The 17,572-nt window shown below is 69.1% G+C and carries 15 protein-coding genes; 3 read left to right on the top strand and 12 right to left on the bottom strand.

All coding sequences use genetic code 11. The features are described 5' to 3' along the window. Nucleotide 1 precedes the first annotated feature (1 nt). On the top strand, nt 2–784 hold the full coding sequence (locus F0U63_RS23180) for a DUF5953 family protein (RefSeq protein WP_395848086.1): 783 nt from the start codon (nt 2–4) through the stop codon (nt 782–784). Nucleotides 785–1,147: 363 nt separating this feature from the next. Here F0U63_RS23180 and F0U63_RS23175 read toward each other — a convergent pair whose 3' ends face one another. From F0U63_RS23175 to F0U63_RS23165, 3 genes are all read right to left on the bottom strand, one after another. Next, nucleotides 1,148–1,909, bottom strand: a complete 762-nt coding sequence (locus tag F0U63_RS23175) for a DUF5953 family protein (protein ID WP_395848085.1) — start codon at nt 1,907–1,909, stop codon at nt 1,148–1,150. A 1-nt stretch (nt 1,910) separates the two neighbouring features. After that, on the bottom strand, nt 1,911–2,057 hold the full coding sequence (locus tag F0U63_RS23170) for a DUF6310 domain-containing protein (RefSeq protein ID WP_395848084.1): 147 nt from the start codon (nt 2,055–2,057) through the stop codon (nt 1,911–1,913). 687 nt (nt 2,058–2,744) lie between these two features. Further along, nucleotides 2,745–5,363 (bottom strand): kelch repeat-containing protein, encoded by a 2,619-nt coding sequence (locus F0U63_RS23165; protein ID WP_395848083.1) that lies wholly within the window; start codon nt 5,361–5,363, stop codon nt 2,745–2,747. A 247-nt stretch (nt 5,364–5,610) separates the two neighbouring features. Between F0U63_RS23165 and F0U63_RS23160 the strand changes: the two genes are divergently transcribed. Next, nucleotides 5,611–6,669 carry a chemotaxis protein CheB gene (locus F0U63_RS23160; RefSeq protein WP_395848082.1) on the top strand — a complete coding sequence of 353 codons (1,059 nt, stop codon included), beginning with the start codon at nt 5,611–5,613 and terminating at the stop codon, nt 6,667–6,669. Between the two features lie 5 nt (nt 6,670–6,674). Here the strand turns inward: F0U63_RS23160 and F0U63_RS23155 are convergent, their stop codons facing one another. The 7 genes from F0U63_RS23155 to F0U63_RS23125 form a co-directional block, all read right to left on the bottom strand. Further along, complete coding sequence (locus F0U63_RS23155; RefSeq protein WP_395848081.1) at nt 6,675–7,952, bottom strand: sensor histidine kinase; 1,278 nt, start codon at nt 7,950–7,952, stop codon at nt 6,675–6,677. Then, a complete protein-coding gene (locus F0U63_RS23150; protein WP_395848080.1) occupies nt 7,949–9,901 on the bottom strand; it encodes a CheR family methyltransferase in 1,953 nt (650 codons plus the stop codon). Before F0U63_RS23150 ends, F0U63_RS23155 begins: the two co-directional genes overlap by 4 nt. Nucleotides 9,902–10,056: 155 nt before the next feature. Beyond that, nucleotides 10,057–10,974, bottom strand: a complete 918-nt coding sequence (locus tag F0U63_RS23145; RefSeq protein ID WP_395848079.1) for a type VI immunity family protein — start codon at nt 10,972–10,974, stop codon at nt 10,057–10,059. Between the two features lie 106 nt (nt 10,975–11,080). Further along, on the bottom strand, nt 11,081–11,845 hold the full coding sequence (locus tag F0U63_RS23140) for a hypothetical protein (protein WP_395848078.1): 765 nt from the start codon (nt 11,843–11,845) through the stop codon (nt 11,081–11,083). Between the two features lie 46 nt (nt 11,846–11,891). Further along, the gene (locus F0U63_RS23135) at nt 11,892–12,413 is read right to left on the bottom strand and encodes a gamma-glutamylcyclotransferase (RefSeq protein WP_395848077.1); all 522 of its coding nucleotides are present in this window, start codon (nt 12,411–12,413) and stop codon (nt 11,892–11,894) included. Nucleotides 12,414–12,436: 23 nt separating this feature from the next. Further along, nucleotides 12,437–13,009, bottom strand: a complete 573-nt coding sequence (locus tag F0U63_RS23130; RefSeq protein ID WP_395848076.1) for a GbsR/MarR family transcriptional regulator — start codon at nt 13,007–13,009, stop codon at nt 12,437–12,439. Then, complete coding sequence (locus F0U63_RS23125; RefSeq protein WP_395848075.1) at nt 13,006–14,010, bottom strand: polyprenyl synthetase family protein; 1,005 nt, start codon at nt 14,008–14,010, stop codon at nt 13,006–13,008. The genes F0U63_RS23130 and F0U63_RS23125 overlap by 4 nt, the downstream gene beginning before the upstream one ends. Nucleotides 14,011–14,191: 181 nt before the next feature. Between F0U63_RS23125 and F0U63_RS23120 the strand changes: the two genes are divergently transcribed. Further along, nucleotides 14,192–15,715: an MFS transporter gene (locus F0U63_RS23120; RefSeq protein ID WP_395848074.1), complete on the top strand. Its 1,524-nt coding sequence runs from the start codon at nt 14,192–14,194 to the stop codon at nt 15,713–15,715. A 97-nt stretch (nt 15,716–15,812) separates the two neighbouring features. Here F0U63_RS23120 and F0U63_RS23115 read toward each other — a convergent pair whose 3' ends face one another. Together F0U63_RS23115 and F0U63_RS23110 are read right to left on the bottom strand one after the other, a co-directional pair. Then, on the bottom strand, nt 15,813–16,421 hold the full coding sequence (locus F0U63_RS23115; RefSeq protein ID WP_395848073.1) for a LysE family translocator: 609 nt from the start codon (nt 16,419–16,421) through the stop codon (nt 15,813–15,815). A 163-nt stretch (nt 16,422–16,584) separates the two neighbouring features. After that, nucleotides 16,585–17,562, bottom strand: a complete 978-nt coding sequence (locus F0U63_RS23110; RefSeq protein WP_395848072.1) for an oligopeptide/dipeptide ABC transporter ATP-binding protein — start codon at nt 17,560–17,562, stop codon at nt 16,585–16,587. Nucleotides 17,563–17,572: the final 10 nt, after the last annotated feature.

Raw genomic sequence — 17,572 nt, 5'->3', positions numbered from 1 at the left:
AATGCCTGCCACGCAAAGAAATCAGATCGGCTTGATCGTCTACGCGCCCGCGCTCTCAGGGGATGATGGCCGCCCTTTGGCTGTTGTTCATGGAATGGAACGCGCGGTCCCTGGCTTGCGCATCGGGTTGATGATTTCCGACGAAGGGCAGCTCATCCCGTTGCCAGATCGCGACGCATTCGTCGCCCGAGAGAGCAGTCGCGGGGAAATGCCGCCGCTGCGCAGCACCGATAACGACTTCCGAGTGAGCGTCACGGGATGGGGAATCCCGGCGGGGCTTTGTCCTGGGGGTCGGGCTCAGTTTGAATTCCATGTGGCGTTGCCTCTGTCCGCGGACGGCATCGCGGCCGCGGCGGCTTTGCTGGAAGCCGTAGCGGAGAATGCACGCGCGTTCTGGGGGCACGCGACGCCGGTCAGCGCGGGGGTGGACATCGCGCGCCAGACGAAGAATCGGCCCGACGACCAGGAGCCGCCTCCGCGTGGGCTCCCGATGATCAAGTCCCCGAGTGCCCTGCGCTCGCCGGAGATTCCGCATCGTCTCGGGTGGCTGAACTACTGGTCGGCTGCTGCCGCACACGCCATCGGCTTCCCGGACCCGGCCCGCGACGCGGAGCTGCTGTCACGTGCACGGCGTACCGAGACGGGAGGGTGGGTGGTGCAGCTCACGGACGCGCCGCTTGACCTGGACAACCCCGCGCACCTGGACACGCTCAAACGGGCCTACGAGCACTTCCCGGAGATCGGTGGGCGCTCCAGCGTGGCACAAACCTTCACCGTGCCCTGACGCGCCCGCGCGGGACGCCGGTCCGGAGCGCGCTCCCGGACCGGCCCGCCCCCTTATAAAGTTCGATGCGCATCGAACGAGCATGGGCCGCAAGGATTTCTGCTGTGCGCCTCACGGCTTCATGCCACGCTTCCTGTCATTCGAGATGCATTGATAACAGGGCAGGATGCGCGCGATGAGACGTGCCTCCTCGCCGATAGGGGGAATGCTGGAGCGTGGCGCAGACCTTCACCGTGCCCTGCGTCGCGCGGGACGCCGGTCCGGAGCGCCCTCCCGGACCGGCCCCACCGCGACGCCCCGCTCACGTACCGCGAGCGTGCAGGCCATGGGCGCGGCCAGCAAACCCCACGAGCCGTACCGACCTCAAGGGGCTGCGCGCCCGCCGATCTCCGGGAAGTGCTCGTAGGTCCGCTTGAGCGCGTCCAGGTGGGCGGGGTTGTCCAGGTCGAGCGGTGCGTCCGTGAGCTGCACCACCCATCCACCCGTCTTGGTACGCCGAGAGAGAGAGAGCAGGTCCGCGTCGCGGGCGGAGTCCGGAAACCCGATGACTCGTGCGGCAGCAGCCGACCAGTAGTTGAGCCAACCCAGACGATGCGGAATCTCAGGCGAGCGCAGGGCACTCGGGGACCTGATCATCGGGAGCCCACGGGGAGGCGGCTCCCGGTCGTCGGGCCGATTCTTCGTCTGGCGTGCGATGTCCACCCCCGCGTTGAACGGTGTCGCGAGCCCCCAGAACGCGTGTGATTCCTCCGCCACGGCCTCTAGCAAAGCCGCCGCGGCCGCGATGCCGTCCACGGACAGAGGCACTGACACATGGAATTCAAACTGTGCCCGACCGCCAGGGGAGATCTCCGCCGGTTTCCCCCACCCCATGACTCTCACTCGGAAGTTGTCATCGATGCTGCGCAGAGTCGGAAATTCCCCGCGTTTGCTCTCACGGGCAACGAGTGCATCGCGATCCTGTAACGGGATGAGTTGCCCCTCGTCAGAAATCATGAGCCCGATGCGCAAGCCAGGGACCGCGCGTTCCATTCCATGAACAACAGCCAATGGACGGCCATCATCGACCGTAAGCGCAGGCGCGTAGACGATCATGAATATCTGATCTTTTTGTGTGGCGGACATTTCAACACCAATCCATGAGGACGATAACGCCCTGGAGTTGCGATTCCTCGAGTTCCAGCATGGCCTTGTGCGTTGCGCTTCGCACACCGACCCGGAAGTCAAATCCGCACGCCCTCGCGAGCGCGCGCTCGATCAAGAAGTCGCGCACGTTCTTTCTAATCACAATGTCTCGAAGTTCGAGCGGGTATGTATCAAAGAGGGTTCCTGCGGAAGGGGCTTCGTTTCAGCCACAGGGCGCGCTTCAGGCACAGGGCGCGCTTCAGGCACAGGGCGCGCTTCAGGCGCGGGCCTTACCTGGGGACGACCCTTCTTCTCCGCATAGGTATCCAACGCTTCTTGGATGGCGAAGCCCACCACCACGACGCCCGTCACAATCACCGCTCCCACGACGAGTTCCGGTGCCGCCAGGACGCAGACCCCGAGCCCCACGGCAGCGGCACCCGCTGAGGCAATCGAGCATCGTCCCGTGGGGTCGTGAAACTCGAGCCGGTCATGGTCCAGGGCCTGAAAGCACCTCTCCACCAGCACAGACCAGGGTTCGGAAGCCTCGCGGACGGCGCACTGCCCCCCATCCGTCCAGGGCAGCGTCGCCGCTCGTTGGAGGTTGGCGAGCCTCAGGTTCCGGGCCGCGGGCGCTCTTGGGCTCGGCGTCGACGTCACGCAGGCGGAGAGAAAGAGCACAAGTGCGAAGCAAGCGCGCAGACGCATGGGCACGTCCTTATCAAGCAAGTACTCGCTACGTGAGCGTGGCACAAACCTTCACCGTGCCCTGACGCGCCCGCGCGGGACGCCGGTCCAGCGTGTGCTCCCGGACCGGCCCACCACGACGCCCCACTCACGGCGTGTAGAGCATCCCCAGCGCCCAGCCCTCGGCGTAGCCGCCTACCACCAGCACCTGCCCCGAGGGCAGCAGCGTCGCCGTGTGGTACGCGCGCTGAGAGCCGATGTCCTCCGAGGCGCTCCACACATTGGTGGCCGGGTCGTACAGGTTGCTCCGCCGCCCGCCCTGCCCGTCATCCCCGCCCACCAGCAGCACCTTGCCCGAGCGCAACAGCGTCGCCGTGGCGCCAGAGCGCGGCGGCAGGGGCAGCCTGCCCGCCGCGCTCCACGTGTCCGTCGCCGGATCATAGAGCCGCGCCGTGTCGACGGGAGAGCCTCCGGCCACCAGCACCTTGCCCGAGGGCAACAACGTCGCCGTGTGCCGCGAGCGCTCCTCGCCCGGAGCCGCCGCCGTGGACCACGTGCCCGTCGCCGGATCGTACAGCTCCGCCGTGGCGGACGGCGCGCCGCCCACCACCAGCACCTGGCCCGAGGGCAGCAGCGTCGCCGTGGGCGTCTGGTGATCCGAGCGCAGGCCTCCCGTCGGCGCCCAGGTGTTCGCCTCCGGGTCGTACAGCGCCGCCAGCACCCCCGCCACCAGCAGCACCTTGCCCGAGGGCAACAGCACCGCCGCAGGAGTCAGGGGCACGGAAATGCCCGTCTCCAGGTCCGCCGCCGCGGACCACGTGCCCGTCACCGGATCGTACAGCTCCGCCGGGCGCAGGGGCTCGCCCGTGGCCGCGCCCCCTACCACCAGCACCTTGCCCGAGCGCAACAGCGTCGCCGTGTGCTCGCGGCGGGGCACGCGCATGCCGCCCGTGACGGACCAGGCGTTCGTCGCCGGATCGTACAGCTCCGCCGTCTCCACCGCGCCCCCCGGAGTGCCGCCGCCCGCGACCAGCACCTTGCCCGAGCGCAACAGCGTCGCCGTGTGCTGGGTGCGGTTCAGGGTCTTGGAGGCCGGCGAGCGCCAGGTGTTCGTCGCCGGATCGTACAGCTCCGCGATGGCCTGATCATTGTCGCCACCCAGCACCAGCACCTCCCCCGAGGGCAGCAACGTCATCGCGGGCCGATAGCGGGTCCGCACCATGGGGCCGGTGGGTGCCCAGGCCCCCGTCGCCGGATCGTACAGCTCCGCTCCCCGCCCCTCGATCAGCACCAACACCTTTCCCGACGGCAGCACCACCGCCGCGATGCCGTCGCGGTGCTCCCCCGCCGCGGACCACGCGCCCGTCGCCGGATCGTAGACCTCCGAAGCCGCCTCGAAAGAAGCCTCCCTCAGGCCCCCCGTCACCCACACCTTGCCCGAGGGCAGCGGCACCGCCACGTGGTTCATCCGGGCCTCCTGCATGGACCCGGCGGAGGACCATGTGTCCGCCGCCGGATCGTACAGCTCCGCCGAGGCGGTATCCCCTCCCACCACCAGCACCTGGCCCGAGGGCAGCAGCGTCGCCGTATGGCTCCCGTGGCTCTTGAGCGGAGGACGCACCGGTCTCCACATGCCCGTCGCCGGCTCATACAGCTCCGCCGTCGCGAGGGCGGAGCCGTTCCAGCCTCCCACCACCAGCACCTGGCCCGAGGGCAACCGCGTCGCCGTGTGCGAGGAGCGCGGCCCGGACATGGCGCCCGTCGGGGTGCTCGTGCCCGTCGTTGGATCGTACAGCTCGGCCGAGGCGGTGCCGCCTCCCGCCACCAGCACCTTGCCCGAGGGCAGCACGGTGGCGGTGTGCCGGACCCGCCACTCGCTCAATGCGCCCGTCAGCCGGGAGACCCCCAGCGACGGCTCGTACACCTCCGTCATCCGCGCATGGGTCGGCGTCGCCACGCCGCCGATCACCAGCACCCCTCCCGAGGGCAGCAGCGTCGCCGAGAAGGACTCCCGGCCCCAGCTCAACCCCGTGATGGCGCTCCACGAGCCGGGCTCGAGCCGCGAGCACTCCGGCAGCCCGGCGAAGGAGAAGGCGCGGGACGTGGACAGCCCCAGCGCGTTGCTCACCGTGGCGGTGATGGACGGCGTCTGCCCGGCGGACACGCACGGGGGCGCCGTCCAGGAGATCTCGCTCGCCGAGGCGCCGTTGACCGGTGTGCCCAGCGTCCCCAGACTCGCCGACCACGAGAAGCCGAGCGCACTGCCCTGGGGATCCCTCGCCTCCACGCGCAGCGTGAGGGTGCCCGCCGGGGTCGCCCGGTCGGCGGAGTTCGTGGCCGACACCACCTCGGGAGGCCGGGGAGGCGGAGGTCCCAGCAGCGGCCGCAGGGTGATGTCCACCCGCGCCGTCTGTCCCGCCACGATCGTGACGTCCGGAGTCTGACCCACGAAGAGCTTCGCGCCCCCCGCGCCAAAGGCCTCCGCATGGAAGGCGCGAGCGTCCCCCGCGGGGATGTCCTCCATCGTCCCGCCCCACCCGCCCTCCACCCGCGCCAGCTCCACGGTGCGTGGCTCCAGGCCTTCCGCCGAGAGCGTGACGGAGACCCGCTCCACTTCCGCCGGGGCCGGCTCCTGCTCGAGATGGGCCACCAACCGGGCCGCGCCCGCCGTGACGGGCGTGTTGGGCACCTCCGGACGGCAACCCGAGACCATCCACACCAGCCCCACTGTCAGCCATGACAACAGGGTCGAACCTTGACGTCGCACGAGACTCCCCCAGGTGAAGACAAGACCGCGCGCCCTCAGGCACGCGGCCGTGCGCACGCTACCCGAGCCGTCACACGCCCGCTCGGAGAACCGGGCGCGCCCTCGAGGCCATCGTCCCCAGGGCCAAGATTCCCGCGAACGAGGAGTGGATCGCCTACGCCCGGTTGCCTGCCCCCCCCGGTGGACGCGGGTGCTGGGCATTCCTAGGTTGACTGAGACGCCGGGCTCCCGAGGGGAACGAATCCACATGGCACGCAAGCCGGTCATGCATCGAGACATCGTGGTCGTCGGGGCCTCGGCGGGAGGGGTCGAGGCGCTCACGAATCTGGTCGCTCAGTTGCCCAAGGACTTCCCCGGGGCCGTGCTCGTGGTGCTGCACCTGTCCGCGGGCTACCGCAGCCTGCTGCCGGAGATCCTCTCGCGCGCGGGCCCCCTGCCCGCCCTGCACCCCAAGCCCGAGGCACCGCTGGAGCCGGGCCGCATCTACGTGGCCCCCACGGATCGCCACCTCCTGGTGGAGCCGGGCCGCGTCCTGGTGAACTCCGGGCCCCGGGAGAACGGCCACCGGCCCGCGGTGGATCCTCTCTTCCGCTCGGCGGCCCGGGCCTACGGGCCGCGAGTCATCGGCGTGGTGCTCACGGGCGCCCTGGACTGTGGCACCTCGGGCCTGATGTCCATCAAGGCGCAAGGCGGTCTGGCGGTCGTCCAGGATCCCGAGGACGCCTATTGCCCGGACATGCCGCGCAACGCATTGGAGTACGTGAAGGTCGATCACAAGGTGAAGCTCGCGGAACTGGGGGCTCTGCTGGTCCGGCTGGTCTCCGCTCCGCTCCCCCCACACGAGGTCCCCAAACCCTCACTCCGCCTGGAAGAGGAGGTCACGGCCATGCGAGAGGTACGTGGTATTCATACGAATCCCCGGGACACGGGAAGTCCCTCGCTCTTCTCCTGTCCGGATTGTGGCGGGGTGCTCTTCGAGATGGATGAGGAGGGGCTGTTGCGCTACCGCTGCCGCGTGGGCCACGGCTTCACCGCCAAGGCCCTGTCGGTAACCCAGCAGACGGCGATGGATGGCGCGCTGTGGGCCGCGCTGCGTGCCCTGGAGGAGAGCGCCGCGTTGTCCCGCCGCATGGCGGCACGCGCACATGAGCGCAACCATAGCCACTCCGCCCGGCGCTACGAGGAGCGCGCGCGGGCCACCGAGGAACAGGCCGAGCTGGTGCGCCAGATGGTGATGCACAACACCGCCCGGCCCCCTCCCGAGGAGCTGCCCGACGAGGAGGAACCCAAGCTGATGGACGTGTGAGCCCCTCAGCGGCGCCGGGACGGCCGCCGCGCTGGCGCGCGCTTCTTGCCGGGGGCGCGGCGCCGCGGGGCTTCGGCTTTCTCCGGGTCGAGGCGGGGAAACGTGAGGGTGAAGACGGCCCCTCCCCCTGGGCGGTTGTCCGCGGTGATGGTGCCGCCCGCCCGGGAGACGACGCCGTAGGCCATGGACAGACCCAGGCCGGTGCCCTTGCTGCCCTTGGTGGTGAAGAAGGGCCGGAAGATGGCGCGCAGGTGCTCCGGAGGGATGCCCGTGCCCTCGTCCGCCACGGTGAGCACCACGTGAGCGGAGCATGCCTGGCCGTGCACGCGGATGGTGCCTCCCCGAGGCATGGCATCCCGCGCGTTGAGCAGCAGGTTGATGATCACGTAGCGCAGGTCCGAGGCCGAGCCATTCACGAGCGGCAGCGACGGCACCTCCACCTCCAGGCGCAGGGACAAGCCCTCCCGGGCCGCGCGGTGCTCGATGTCGCTGCGGGCGATCTCCACCGCCTCGTGCACCACGCGCGCCAGTTGCACCTGCTCGCTCGGCCGCGGCTCCGGGGTCTGCCGCGCGAAGCCCTGGAGGTGCTGCAGGCGCGTGGCGGCATCGCTGACGATGCGCACCAGGGCATCCAGGTTGCCCCGCTGGCGCTCGGCGAACTCCGCGTCGCGCTGGATGAGCTCCAGGCGCAGCCTCATGGCGTTGAGGGTGTTGTTGAGATCATGCACGATCCCCGCGGCCAGCTCCCCGAGCCCCCGCAGGTGCTCCTGCTCGGCGAGCGCCGCGCGGGCCTGGGCCAGCTCCTGCTCGGAGCGTACCTGCTCGGTGATGTCGAGCGCCTGGATGAGCACCCGCACCTGCGCCCCATGGGGAGCCGCGGTGATGAGATCCGTGCGCAGCTCCAGGAACCGCTCACCGTCTTCCAACCGGTAGCGGGAGACATGCGGGCCCGTCTCGCCAAGTGTGAGCCGGGCCTCCGCCAGGGCCACGTCGCGCAGGACGTGCGGAGGCCCCTCGCCCTCCTCGCCGAGCCTGCACCAGCGCCCGGGCGTCTGGGCCAGGGCGAGCCAGCGGCGGTTGGACACATGGAACACGCCCCCGCGCACCAGCGCCAGCCCGCTGGCCGACGTCTCCAGGGCCCAGGTGGAGAGCTTCCAGGTGGAGATGTGATCGGCGTTGCGCGCCTCCAGCCGGTGCACCAGATCCTCGTGCTTGCGCAGCAGGTTCCGGTACTTCTCGAGGAGGGCCTCGGCGGACCGCTCGGGCTGGCGGAGGGGACTCATTTGCGCAGCCGCTCCTTGAGTTCGCGGTTCTCCTGGGCGAGCGCGGCGGCGCGGGTGGTGTCCTCGAAGAGCAGGACGGCGCCGAGCGCGTGGGACTCGTTGTTGAGCGGGGTGACGATCACCGTGGCGGCGCCGCGGCCCCCATGGGGCAACTGGTAGATGACGTCCTCCAGGCGCAGCGAGCGGTTCTCGGCCACGTGGCGGCGGATGCGCTGCAGCAGCGAGCGCTTGAGGGCGGGGACGTGCAGGGTCCAGAGCACCTGCCCCACCGCCTCGCGCTCGGTGAGCCCCAAGAGCCGCTCGGCCGCGAGGTTCCAGGTGGTGATCTTCCCCTGGGGATCGAGCACCAGCACGCCCACGGCGAGGGTGCGGATGATGGTGCGCTGGCAGAAGCCGAGCGCGTCCAGCTCCTCGGTGCGGTGGGCCAGCTCGCGGTTGATGGCATCCATCTCCGCGTTGGCGCTCTGCAGCTCCTCGTTCGTCGTCTCCAGCTCCTCGTTGGTGCTCTGCAGCTCCTCGTTCGTCGTCTGCAGCTCCTCGTTGGCGCTCTGCAGCTCCTCGTTCGTCGTCTCCAACTCCTCGTTGGAGGCGCGCAGCTCCTCGTTGAAGGTCGACAGGCGCAGGTTGACGGTGTTCAGGTCCTCGTTGGCGTGCTTGAGGCTCAGCTCCAGGCCGCGCAGGGAGGAGACGTCGTGTGAGCTGTACACCAGGCCCTGGGCCTCCCCCCGGGCCCCCCGGAAGGGAACCACCACGGTGCGCAGCGCCACCGGCTCCTGGCCGGGAAGCTCCATCGTCCCATCCACCGTCTCGCTCTCGGAGCGGCCCGAGCGCACCCGGATGGCCGGCTCGGCGAACAGCTCCTGCGTCAGGCCGGGCAGGTTCAGGGCGGCCAGCTTGCGGTCGAGCACTTCGGTGTCGTGCCGGTTCCACAGCCGCGCGGCCGCGTGGTTCCAGAGGGTGACGGTGCCGTCCAGGTCCGTGACGATGAGGGGGCAGGGCTGGGAGTTGAGCACCTCGCGCAGATGGCGCTGGATGTCCTTGTCCTGGGGAGCGGGATCCTCGGAGGGCGGCGACGCCTCCTGGGCCATGTCCACCGGGACGGGACGCCGCAGGAGCGCGGGAGGATCCTGCCGGAGATCCTTGCGGTAGATGCGCCGGCTCAAGTCGATGGGCTCGAAGAGCCGGGCGGCGAAGGGGATGAGCTCCGAGCGGCCCAGCACCAGCGCGCCCTGCTGCCGCAGCGCGAAGTGGAAGCGCGACAGCACCCGCTTCTGCAGCTCCGAGTCGAGGTAGATGAAGACGTTGCGGCACAGGATGAGATCGATGCGCGAGACGGGCGCGTCGGACACGAGGTTGTTGACCCCGAAGACGACCGAGCGGCGGATCTCCTTGCGCACGGTGAAGCCCTCGCCGGTGCGCACGAACCAGCGGGCGAGCCGCTCCTTGGAGACGCCTTCCACCTGCTGCGGGGTGTAGATGCCGCGGCGGCCATAGGCGATGGCGGCCTCGTCCACGTCCGTGCCGAACACCTTGAGCTCCGCGCCCGCGGCGCCCGGACCGAGCGCCTCGGCGACGAGGATGGCGATGGAGTACGCCTCCTCGCCGGTGGCGCAGCCGGCGCTCCAGATGCGCAGCTCCTGGTCCGGCCGCCGCCGCTGGAGCAGCTCCTTGAGCACCTTGTCGAGCGCCACCCACACCTCCTTGTCCCGGAAGAAGGTGGTGAGCTTGATGAGCATGGAGGAGACGAGGGTGTTGACCTCGTTGGGGTCTCGCTCGAGCAGCGCCAGGTAGGCGGCGCGGTTGCGGCACCCGGTGGCGGCCACCCGCCGGTCCACGCGCCGTTGCAGTGTGGCGCGCTTGTAGTTGCGGAAGTCGAAGTTGCGTACGTGCCGGACCCTCTCGAGGATCGCTTCGAGTTCACTGTCCCGGGAAGACCTGGAATTCGCCATGATCGAGATGCTGTAGCGTAGTTACTTACAGCCTCTTAAGTACGATGGCATCGGACTGGAAACCAGGGCGAAGGAGAAACATCTCTCGGAGTACAGCCTTCCTGGATGACTCCTGAAGTACTGAACATGGACCCTGTCCTCTGGATCAGGGGCCCTCAGGCGAGGAAGCGCTTCCACCACTGGAGCAGCACGGGTTCGTCACCCGCCTGCGCCGAGCAGGAGAGGAAGCCCGGGTCGAAAGGCTCGAGCCAGGGTTCGAGCACCCGAGCAAGCTCGCGGTACGCGGGGAGCACCTCGTCCTGGAGCAGGTCCCCCGCTTCGGGCCACGGGCCCAGCGTCACGACGGCGCGCCCCTCGCCCCACTCCTGAACGGAGGTGGTGGGGGACGAAAGCCGGGCACGAAGGCCGGCAACCCCACCCAGCTCGCCGAGCATCGGCTGTCCGAAGAAGTTCAGCCAGTGCACTCCATCCACCTGAGAGCCCATGAAGTCATGAATGGTGGCATTGCGCAGATCGAAGCCGGGATGGCGAGCCATCAGCGCACGCAAGTCCGGGGGGCATTCAATACACACGGGCGAGACATCCAGTACGAGTCCGGCATGGCCCGAGGAGAAGGGGAGTCGGGAGGCCATGTCGAGGACCCATTCACGCATGAAACCGGGACCCTGCTCTTCCAGGTACTCCGTTGGCAACGTGACGCGGAGGACACTGACGAAGTTGGGAGGTGTTTCGCGGAAGGGAATGCGAGCACGGTAGTCGAAGCAGTAGCCGCTCTCTCGTGCGCCGTGGAGGATGAAGAAAGGATCTGCCCCATCCTTCTCCGCGGAACGGGCCTTGTGCGAGGGGTAGTCCTCGAAGAACGTGCGCGCCTTCGGTTTCAAGGTGTCCCGAATGAGCGCCCATCCCCTTTCCCCTAGCGGGAAGGCCTGCCACCAGCAGCAGTTGTATTCGGCGAGCGCGCCAGGACAGCCCTGCACCGCGTGCAAGTAGGTGTCGAGCGCGTGGGACACCCCCGGCGTGAGGTCGAAATGATCGTGGGGAAGGAAGAAGACGATGCGAAAGACATCTCTCACGAGGAGACGGTGCTCGACGGTCTCGACCGTTCCCCCTTCGGGAGTCCACGACGACCGGGTGATGGGCCCGGAGATTCTGACTCTGGGGAAAGGCGCACGCATCGGCTCACCGGTTGTACTGCAAACCCCGTTGGGGACTGACGAGCACGGGGGGACACTGACCGTCGAGCCCTTGATAGTGCTTCATTTGCACGTCGACGTATGACGTCCAGGGATTGGCGACCTCGTAGCCACACGGAAACTTGAACTCGTAGATGCACTGAATACGGGTGACATTACGAGTGAAGTGAATGACGAGGTCGGGCTTCAGTGAGCCTTTGCGCCAGTCGGTCAGCATCACCTCCTTGGTGAAGGGATCTTTCCGAAGGCGTGGCTCGACGGAGAAGTTATCGGGGAATCTTTCCGCGAGCCGGGTCTGGATACAGTCGAACGCGGCTGCGTGTTTGCGCTCCCCCAGGTACTGGGCCCAAGAGGTTCCCGGCTTCTCTTTGACGACGGCCTCCTTGTCACATTCGGAGTCCGGCAAGGAGCGGTTCTTGCCAAAGAGCTCCTCGTCCACCTTTGTGTTGGCTTCCTTGACGCACTCCAAGAGTATTTTCTCGACGGCCGCTTTCTCCGCCGCGTCCAGAAACCTGGAGACGGTGATGAAGCCTTGGAGTACCTCCTTGGCTTGATTGACTCTCTCCACCCCCATGCCCAACCTGACCGTCGTCGGCGCGAGCAACTCTCCGGTGCTCGAGTTGACTGGAGCGGCGCATCCAGCGCCACAGGACTGGTTGAATCGAGAGCGCGCGCCGGTCAGATGTGCGGAGGAACAGGAAAGGCAGAAGGGCGCGGCGGACAGAACGGCGAGCAGATGCCAGGCGGGCATACGCGCCCGAGCCCAGGACGAGCCGGGTCGTGGCGAGGACACGGTGTCAGGGCCCGCGGGCCAGGCGCTCGATGTACTCGGCGGGCAGGCCCGCGCTCTTCGCGCCGCGCACCAGCGCCTCGATGAAGCGCGGGCTCACCGGCCCCTCCGTGGACGCGCGCCGGGGCGACGTCACGAACGCCGTGGCCTTCACCTCCTGGCCCTCCACGCGCACGCGCACCTCGCGCTCCACGCACATCCCCGTCACCGCCCCCTCCTTGTGCTGGATGATGGGCCAGTCCTTGCCCCCAATCTCGAACAGCCGCCCGAACACGCTCCGCCCCGCCGCGTCCGTCAGCCCCGCCACCCGCCCTCCCCACCACCGCGAGGGGAAGTCGTAGACCAGGTCCACGTCCAGCGCCTCGGCCAGCCGGCCCTCGGGCAGCTCGAAGAAGCCGTAGCTGTGCTGATCCCTCCACTCCAGGAACGCGGCCCGGTCCAGGATGGTGGAGTAGGCAAAGTACAGCCGGGTGGCCCCGGTGTCCGCCGCGTTGCGCGCCTTCATCACCTGATCGTAATGCGAGTCCATGGGGTACCCCTTCTCCCGACTGGCTACCGGTTCGACTCCTCGCGCAGCGCGCCGAGGATTCCGCCCACGTCCAGCCGCGCCGTCTTGATGAACAGGCGCAGCGCGCGCTCCACGCGCTCGGCCAGCGTGGCCATCTTCTCCAGCCGCGCCAGCCGCTCCGCGGGCACCAGGCCCTGCGCGTCGGCGAGCCGGCGCGCCTCGACGAGGTCCGCGCGGATGCGGGCGATGAAGGACGCCTCGCGCTCCTCCACCACGTGCGACACCATGCGGATGAGATCCGTCTCGGCCGCGTAGCGCCAGGCGCTGTCCTGGGGCGAGCGCACCCGCCGCACCACGCCCCAGCGCTCCAGATCGCGCAGCAGCATGGACACCCCGCCCTTGGACAGCTCCAGCTCGCGCTCCAGCTCGCCCGCGGTGAGGGGCTCGCCGCGCAGGTAGAGCAGCGCCCACACCCGGCCCTGGTTGCGCTTGAAGCCCCAGAACTCGATGACGTTGCCCACCGCGTCCGTGGCGACGGCCTCCCAGGGAGCCAGGTGCCCGGAGACGGGCGGCCCACCGCGGCCCGTCTCGCCACCCGTCCACAGGTAGCCCTTCATGCCGCCCGGCTCCGGGCCTCGGCCTGGGCGGTGATGCCCTCGGAGAGCTGGCGCGCCCAGCGCACCAGCTCCGTGCCCATGCCCTGGTGCGCGTAGGGCCCGAGCGCCTCCAGCGCGGAGGCGATCTCCGCGTTCATCCGCTCGACGGCCAGCGGCACCGCGTCGGTGCGCTCGATGGCGTCGCCGAGGGCGCGCGTGCGCTCGGCGTTGATGGTGGTGAAGGCCCAGGCGTCCTTGAGCTTGCCGCGCAGGGAGCCATCGCGCGCCACGGCCAGGAGGATGGGCAGAGAAGGCGTGCCGGAGAGCATGTCCGCGTAGCGCGGCTTGCCGGGGTCGGTGCCGAGCACGTCGCGGATGTCGTCGGCGATCTGGAAGGCCACGCCGAGCCGGCGGCCGAAGGCGTCGAAGCGCTGGGCGGCCTCGGGCTGGCCGGCGAGCGTGGCGGCGGCATGGCCGCACCAGCCGAAGAGCGAGCCCGTCTTGCCCTCGGCCACGTAGCGCAGCCGCTCGAGCGACAGCTCCAGGTTGCCGCGCGACTCCACCTCGGCGATGGCCGCGCGCGACATCTCCATCACCACCGCGAGCGCGCTCTGGGTGAGGCGCGGGTCCAGGTGGCTCAGGCGGAAGAGCGCGGTGGAGAGGATGAGGTCGCCGCTCATCACCGCGACGATGTTGCCCCAACGCGCGTTCACCGTGGGCCGGGAGCGGCGGAACATGCCGGCGTCCACCACGTCGTCGTGCAGGAGGCTGGAGGAGTGGATCATCTCCGCGGCCACGGCCACGTCGAGCAGCTTCTCGGGGGGAACGCCGAACACGCCGCCGAAGAGGCGCACCAGCAGGGGCCGGGCCCGCTTGCCGCCGGCGCCCAGGCACAGGTGGCGCGCGGCCTCCATCAACGTGTCTCCCTGGGTGTCCGGTCCCGCGTCCCCGTCGTCCAGCATGGTGCCCAGCCGCTGCTCCACGCTCCCCAGAAAGTCCGCCAGCTCACGCGCCAGTTCCATGTACCCCTCTCCTCCGGGGCGTTCATATAGTTCAAGACCGCATGAACCGCACCAGCTTCCTGTGGTCACGGGCGGGTCGGGGGGCCGGTGTGGGGGTGGGAGGAGCACACTCGGCCCTGGAGCAGGCGGGCCCGGGGGGGCTGGTTGGAGTGGGTGGGAGGGGTCGGGTAGAGACAGGCGCGTGCCTCTCGCCGTCCTGCACCGTCACGTCCTGCGCAGTCTGGCCGCCCTCGCCTCCGTGGTGCCGTTCGCCCGGCCCGGCTCCGCACCCCTCGCGAGCGCCCCCTCCACGAGCACCACGGCCCACGTGCCCGCGAGCCTCAAGGGGCGCCGCCGCCTGCGCCGCTCGCTCCGGGCCTCGGTGGCCGAGGGCATCATGGCGGAGGTGGTGACGGCGGGCGCGGGCTCCACGGCGCTCACCGCGTGGGCGCTGGCGCTGGGGCTCGGGCCCTTCCAGGTGGGGATGATGACCGCCCTGCCCTTCTTCGCCCAGTTCGTGCAGTTCCCGGCGGCGTGGTTGACGTCCACCTTCGGCCACCGGCGCATGGCGCTCTCGGTGGTGCTCTTCTCCCGGCTGATGATGCTGGCGCTGTGCGCGCTGCCGTGGCTGCCCCTGTCGCTGGTGGGCCAGCAGCGGCTGCTGCTCTCGGTGGCGGGGCTGTGGGCGGTGCTGGGCGTCATCGGCAACAACGCCTGGGTGGCGTGGATGGGCGAGCTGGTGCCCGAGTCCATCCGCGGGCGCTTCTTCGGCCGGCGCACGGCGCTGTGCACGTTGAGCAACCTCATCGCCTCGCTGGTGGCGGGCGTGGTGATGGACCGGCTGCGGCCGGCGGCGGGCGTGGGTCCGGCGCTGCCCCTCTTGGCGGCGGTGTCGTGCGCGGCGGGCATCGTGTGCACGGTGCTGATGGCGCGGCAGCATGATCCGGCGCCCCCCGGCACCCGGGAGAAGCCGAAGCTGGACTTGCGCGTGGCGCTGGTGCCGCTGCGCGACGAGCGGGCGCGCCGGGTGCTCGTGTACCAGACGTTCTGGAACGCGGCGGTGGGCCTGTCCGCGCCCTTCTACTCCTTCTTCAGTTTGCAGAACCTGAAGATGAGCTTCCTGCTCATGTCCGTGCATCTCGCGGCGGTGGCCGCCGTGCGCATGCTGGCGGCGCCCATGTGGGGCAAGCTGATCGACAGACTGGGGGCGCAGCCCGTGGTGGTGATGTGCTCGCTGACCCTGGGCCTGTTGCCGCTCGTGTGGCTGTTCCCCACGGCCACGTTCCTCTGGCCGCTCATCCTCGACGCGCTGATGGCGGGCGTGCTGTGGGGAGGACACAACCTGGCCATCTTCGCGCTGCCGCTCGCGGTGGCCCCGCGCCAGGGCCGGCCCTTCTACCTGGCGGCGTTCGCCACGGCGGCGGGACTGGCCTACGCGCTGGCCTCGTCCGTGGGGGGAGCGCTGGCGAGCGCGCTGCCCACGGAGTTCACCCTGGGCGGCCACGTGTGGGCCAACCTCCAGGTGCTCTTCGCCCTGTCCGCGGTGGCGCGGCTGTGCGCGGCGCTGCTCGCCCTGCGCATCATCGAGCCGGGGGTGAGGAGCGTGGACTCGCTCGGGGCGCTCTGGGCCCTGGTGCGCCCGGCCCGGCGGCGGGCCCCGGTGGTGGAGCCCCGGGAGGACTCGTCCCTGGCCCCGCTCGGCGAGCCCGTGCGCGTGGAGAGCTGACGCCGTGCTCACCCAGCGAACACGCGGAGGGTGACACTCCGCCTCCCGGCAGGCATTTAATCAGGGGGAATGCGTTCAAGCTGGAGGGCTCTCCTGCTCAAACCGTATGATTCGCCATCTGCATGTAGACCATGTAGCAGGCCGACAGGATCAGGAGACCGCCCATCGTCACGTTGAAGGCACGGATGTGGGACTGCTTCTTGAGCAGCGTCGTCATGCGATCGCCCAGCACGGCCCACGCGGCCAGGGACAGGTAGCAGATCACGAAGTAGATGACGATGAAGGTCACCAGCGTGAGGTGGGTGGTCGGGCTCGAGAACAGCGCGGCGCCCGAGGCACACGCGATCCACGCCTTCGGGTTGAGCCACTGGAGCAGGAACCCCTGCATGAACGTGGGGACGGCCCGCTTCTCGATCGAAATCTCGGGTTCCGAGGTGGCGATCTTGTATCCCACGTAGATGATGAACGCCGAGCCCGCGAGCTCGAGGTACATGAAGAACGTCGGGTAGGCGTTGATCATCTGCTGGAACCAGAACCCAACGAAGATGAGCAGCAGCGTGAAGCCAATCGTGGCGCCCGACACAAAGGGCATCGTATGCCGGACGCCGTTGTTGGCACCCGATGAGACGATGACCATATTGACCGGTCCAGGTGAAATGGACATGGTCAGTGAGAACGCGCCCATCGCGATCATCAAGGCGATCATTCAGTTCTTCCTCTGTTCGCGTGTCCCCCCCGGAGCCGTGCGGCACGAGCGTCGGGTACACGGCGGTTGTTGCGGCATTGGCTCGAAATCTGGTCATGGCGAGGATGACGGACCCGCCGATGGAGCGCTTCTTACCAGATGCGGTGCCGCCCTGGATACGGCGTCACGCCACGTCCTTGGTGAGAACCGGCTCCGCCAGGAAGCACGCCGCGCTGCGATCCTCGAGCACCTTCAGGAGGGGCCGCTGCTCCGCGCACTGCGGCACCGCGTGCGCGCAACGGGGCAGGAAGTTGCAACCCTTGCGGATGCCGGCTGGCTTGTCGAGCTCGTCTCCACTGAGGACCCGGGCCTTCCGGCGGCCGGGCATGCTGCTCTCCACCAGCGTGCGCGTGTAGGGATGGCGCGGAGCACCGATGATCGCATCCACGGTGCCGTACTCCACCAACTGCCCCGCGTACATGACGGCGACGTCGTCGGCGAAGTGCCGCACCACCGCCAGGTCGTGCGTGATGAATAGATAGGTCAGCATCAGCCGCTGCTGCAGCTCGAGCAGCAGGTTGAGGATCTGCGCCTGGATCGACACGTCGAGCGCCGACAGCGGCTCGTCCAGCACCAGAATCTCCGGCTGCGCCACGATGGCGCGTGCGATGCAGACGCGCTGCCGCTGGCCTCCGCTGAGGGCGTGAGGAAACGCCTTCAGGTAATGGCCGTCCAGGCCCACGGCCTGGAGCTGCCGCTCGGCGATCTGCATCATCTCGTCGCGGCTGCAATCGCGCAGGTTGGACAGCGCCGTCGTGACGGTCTGCCAGATGCGCTTGCGCGGATTCATCGACGAGTACGGATCCTGGAACACCATCTGCACGCGGCGGTAGTAGTCCTTCGGCGAGATGCCACCGATGTCCACGAAACCGCCCTCGTGCTGCATCCGGATGCTGCCGTGGGTCGGCTGATCGAGCCGCATCAGCAGCCGGGCCAGGGTGCTCTTGCCACTTCCCGACTCACCCACCACCGCGAGCGTGCGCCCGCGCAGCAGGGGCAGGGACACGTCGTCGAGCGCTTGAATCCGCTCCTGGGTGGAGAACGATTTGCGAACGGTGAAGGATTTCGACACGTGGTCGATCTCGATGATTCGGGGCAACATTCGCACACCC

The organism is Cystobacter fuscus (genome assembly GCF_044360685.1).
Classification (GTDB): Bacteria; Myxococcota; Myxococcia; order Myxococcales; family Myxococcaceae; genus Cystobacter; species Cystobacter fuscus_C.
This window is presented reverse-complemented; position numbering and strand designations above follow the sequence as displayed.

What these genes read in the sequence shown, in the direction of transcription:
- F0U63_RS23180 (WP_395848086.1), top strand. Translation starts at nt 2, where the DNA reads ATGCCTGCCACGCAAAGAAATCAGATCGGCTTGATCGTCTACGCGCCC.
- F0U63_RS23175 (WP_395848085.1), bottom strand. Translation starts at nt 1,909, where the DNA reads ATGTCCGCCACACAAAAAGATCAGATATTCATGATCGTCTACGCGCCT.
- F0U63_RS23160 (WP_395848082.1), top strand. Translation starts at nt 5,611, where the DNA reads ATGGCACGCAAGCCGGTCATGCATCGAGACATCGTGGTCGTCGGGGCC.
- F0U63_RS23155 (WP_395848081.1), bottom strand. Translation starts at nt 7,952, where the DNA reads ATGAGTCCCCTCCGCCAGCCCGAGCGGTCCGCCGAGGCCCTCCTCGAG.
- F0U63_RS23150 (WP_395848080.1), bottom strand. Translation starts at nt 9,901, where the DNA reads ATGGCGAATTCCAGGTCTTCCCGGGACAGTGAACTCGAAGCGATCCTC.
- F0U63_RS23140 (WP_395848078.1), bottom strand. Translation starts at nt 11,845, where the DNA reads ATGCCCGCCTGGCATCTGCTCGCCGTTCTGTCCGCCGCGCCCTTCTGC.
- F0U63_RS23135 (WP_395848077.1), bottom strand. Translation starts at nt 12,413, where the DNA reads ATGGACTCGCATTACGATCAGGTGATGAAGGCGCGCAACGCGGCGGAC.
- F0U63_RS23130 (WP_395848076.1), bottom strand. Translation starts at nt 13,009, where the DNA reads ATGAAGGGCTACCTGTGGACGGGTGGCGAGACGGGCCGCGGTGGGCCG.
- F0U63_RS23125 (WP_395848075.1), bottom strand. Translation starts at nt 14,010, where the DNA reads ATGGAACTGGCGCGTGAGCTGGCGGACTTTCTGGGGAGCGTGGAGCAG.
- F0U63_RS23115 (WP_395848073.1), bottom strand. Translation starts at nt 16,421, where the DNA reads ATGATCGCCTTGATGATCGCGATGGGCGCGTTCTCACTGACCATGTCC.
- F0U63_RS23110 (WP_395848072.1), bottom strand. Translation starts at nt 17,562, where the DNA reads ATGTTGCCCCGAATCATCGAGATCGACCACGTGTCGAAATCCTTCACC.